The organism is Kutzneria sp. 744 (genome assembly GCF_000568255.1).
In the GTDB taxonomy this organism is placed as follows: domain Bacteria; phylum Actinomycetota; class Actinomycetes; order Mycobacteriales; family Pseudonocardiaceae; genus Kutzneria.
Genome location: NZ_KK037166.1, coordinates 5,019,360 through 5,022,751, shown reverse-complemented (window position 1 = coordinate 5,022,751; position 3,392 = coordinate 5,019,360). Strand labels below are relative to the sequence as shown.

Genomic DNA, 3,392 nt, shown 5'->3' with positions numbered 1-3,392 from the left:
GACACCGGCCTCGTGGGCGGCCCCGCCGCGCGCGGAACGCGCGCCAAAGACTCAGTTGCCGGCCTGGGCGTCGCCGCGGCCCAGCGACAGGCGGGCGCTGACCTCGCCGAGGGCCTCCTGGTACTCGGGCAGCGGGTACATCGCCACGGCCAGCCGGAGCTTGGTGATGGCCTCGGCGAACCGGCCCTGCCGCTGCAGGGTCTTGCCCAGCGCGAACAGCGAGTAGTGGTCGCTGGGATCCATCTCGACGAGTCGGGTGAAGGCCTCTTCGGCCCGTCTGAACTGGGCGGAGTTGAGGTAGGCGCGGCCCGCGAGCTGGATGACGCTCGGCAGGTCCGGCTCGGCCTCGACCACCGGACGCAGTTCGCGCAGCGCGTCCAGCGGACGGCCGTTCGACACCAGCGCCTCGGCTCTGCGGAACGCCTCGAAGGTGCTGTCGCTCATGGTCGTCCCCACAGTACGCAAGATCGCGGGTGACTTCGATGGACCATCCGGGGACATCGCCGGAGACAGGTGGCGCGCACGACCAGCAGTTTGATAGATTTACCGGTCAGAACGCACAGCTCAAGGCCACGAAAAAACGTGTCTGCGCCAGAATATAACGGTGAGTGAGGTCAGTTGTCAAGCCCTGCGAGTATTCCGGACAGTCAGGAAATCGACCGAGAGCAGGAATACGTCGCCATGCTCTACGGCCGGCTCGACGACCTCCGGGAACAGACGTCGCGCCGGCTGGCCCGCGTGCTGCTGGAGACGGGCGGCACGCCGCAGGCCCGTTCCGAGCGTGACACGGCGACGGCAATGCACTCGAGCGATCTCGCCCAGTACAGCGCGGTCGAGAACGGCCTCTGTTTCGGGCGGCTCGATTTCGAGAACGGCGAACTTCAGCACATCGGGCGAATCGGCATCTTCCGCACCGAGGGTGACTACGAACCGCTGCTGATGGACTGGCGCGCCCCCGCGGCCCGCCCCTTCTACCTCGCCACCGCCGCGTCGCCCGACGGCGTGACCCGCCGCCGGCACATCCGCACCCGCCGTCGCAACGTGGTCGGCCTGGACGACGAGGTCCTTGACCTGGCCCAGGCCGTGCCCGGCCGCAACGAGGGCCTGGTCGGCGAGGCGACGCTGCTGGCCGCGGTGGGCGCCAGCCGCACCGGCCGGATGAGCGACATCGTCGCCACCATCCAGGCCGAGCAGGACCGGATCATCCGGTCCGAGCTCAACGGCGTGCTGGTCGTGCAGGGCGGACCCGGCACCGGCAAGACGGCGGTGGCCCTGCACCGCGCCGCCTATCTGCTCTACACCCACCGCCGCCAGCTGGAGAAGCGCGGCGTGCTGGTGGTCGGCCCCAACTCCACCTTCCTCAACTACATCAGCCAGGTCCTGCCGTCGCTGGGCGAGACCGGCGTGCTGCTCAACACCGTCGGCGAGCTCTACCCGGGGCTCAAGGCCGTCGGCGCCGAGCCGGTCGAGGTCAGCGCGGTCAAGGGCCGCCTGGTCATGGCCGAGGTGCTCGCGGCGGCGGTGCGGGACCGGCAGTGGGTGCCGCGGGACGGCATCGAGATCCCGCACGAGCGCGACACGTTGGTGCTGGACCGCAAGACCGTGGCCGACGCCCGCGGTCGGGCCCGGCGCTCGCGCCGCCCGCACAACGCGGCCCGCCCCGTCTTCGAGCGGGAGATCATCGGCGCGCTGGCCCGGCTGGTGGCCAACCGGCTCGGCTCGCAGTTCCTTGACGCCGACGACGTCAGCGACATCCGGTCCGAGCTGCGCGAGGACGAGCGGGTGATGGCGGCGATCGACAAGCTGTGGCCGATCCTCACGCCCGAGCAGCTGCTGACCGACCTGTACGCGTCCGAGAAGCGGATCAACGCCGCCGGCCGCGGGCTCAGCCAGCGGGAGCGCCAGCTGCTGCGCCGCGAGCCCGGCGCCGAGTGGACGCCGGCCGACGCGCCGCTGCTGGACGAGGCCGCCGAGCTGCTGGGCGAGGACGACCGCGCCCTCAAGGCGGCGGCCGCGGCCAAGCGCCGGCAGGACCTCGCCTACGCCCAGGGCGTCCTGGACATCCTGGACCTCCAGGACGAGTCCGACCCCGATGTCCTGATGGCCGTGGACATGCTGAACGCCGACGCCCTGGTCGCCCGCGTCGCCCAGAGCGACTACCTGACCGCCGCCGAGCGCGCCGCCGACGACCGCACCTGGACCTTCGGTCACGTGATCGTGGACGAGGCGCAGGAGCTGTCGGAGATGGTGTGGCGGGTGCTGATGCGCCGCTGCCCCAGCCGTTCCATGACCGTGGTCGGCGACATCGCGCAGACCGGCGACCTGGCCGGCGCCACGTCTTGGGGTCAGGCGCTCAGCCCGTACGTGGCCAACCGGTGGCGGCTGGCCGAACTCACCGTGAACTACCGGACCCCGGCCGAGATCATGGCCGTGGCCACCGACGTGCTGGCCAGCCTCGACCCGGACGCCGTTCCGTTTTGCTCGATCCGTGACTCGGGACTGCCGCCGTGGCACGAAAAAGTCGACGACCTGGCCGAGGCCGTGCCCCGCGCCGTGGCGCGGGAGGAGAAGCGGCTGGACGACGGCCGCCTCGCGGTGCTGGTGCCGCGCTCGCTGGCCGGCGCGTTCGCGGCCGGCGGCGACGACCTGGAGAGCCCGGTGGTGGTGCTGACCGTCGGACAGGCCAAGGGTCTCGAGTTCGACTCGGTGCTGCTGGTCGAACCGGAGTTGATGTTGACCGAGTCGCCGCGGGGCGCGAACGACCTGTACGTGGCCATGACCAGGGCGACCAAGCGCCTCGGCGTGCTGCATACCGGACAACTCCCGGCGGTGCTCGCGAAGCTGACCCCTTTCTCCCTCGATTCAGAATGATTACGCTCTCGTTTCGGCACGCGAGCGTGCCGCCTCCGGGTGATCTGTCCACCCGGCTAGGCTGGTTGTGGGATGAGCCCCTGAACGCTGGATAGGAGCTGTTGTGGCGGTCATCGAGCAGGTCGGCGCGCGCGAGATCCTGGACTCGCGAGGCAACCCGACCGTCGAGGTAGAGGTCGCGCTGGACGACGGCACGCTGGCCAGGGCCGCGGTGCCCTCCGGCGCGTCGACCGGTGAGCACGAGGCCGTCGAGCTGCGTGACGGCGACACGACCCGGTACAACGGCAAGGGCGTGGAGAAGGCCGTCACCGCCGTCCTCGACGAGATCGGCCCCGAGCTGGTCGGCATCGAGGCCGTCGAGCAGCGGGTGGTCGACCAGAAGCTGGTCGACCTGGACGGCACCCCCGACAAGGGGCGCCTGGGCGCGAACGCCATCCTCGGCGTCTCGCTGGCGGTGGCCAAGGCCGCCGCCGAGTCCAGCGGGCTGGAGCTGTTCCGCTACCTGGGCGGCCCCAACGCGC

General features: G+C 71.0%; 2 protein-coding genes and 1 pseudogene. 2 read left to right on the top strand and 1 reads right to left on the bottom strand.

Features of this window, described 5'->3' with window-relative positions:
• Window positions 1-51 precede the first annotated feature (51 nt).
• The gene (locus KUTG_RS22390; RefSeq protein WP_052396645.1) at window positions 52-444 is read right to left on the bottom strand and encodes a tetratricopeptide repeat protein; all 393 of its coding nucleotides are present in this window, start codon (window positions 442-444) and stop codon (window positions 52-54) included.
• 174 nt (window positions 445-618) lie between these two features.
• Here KUTG_RS22390 and KUTG_RS22385 point away from each other — a divergent pair, with 174 nt between their 5' ends.
• Together KUTG_RS22385 and eno are read left to right on the top strand one after the other, a co-directional pair.
• The gene (locus KUTG_RS22385) at window positions 619-2,871 is read left to right on the top strand and encodes a HelD family protein (RefSeq protein WP_043719303.1); all 2,253 of its coding nucleotides are present in this window, start codon (window positions 619-621) and stop codon (window positions 2,869-2,871) included.
• Between the two features lie 103 nt (window positions 2,872-2,974).
• Window positions 2,975-3,392 (top strand): annotated as a pseudogene (gene eno / locus KUTG_RS22380) (phosphopyruvate hydratase); the annotation flags it as partial.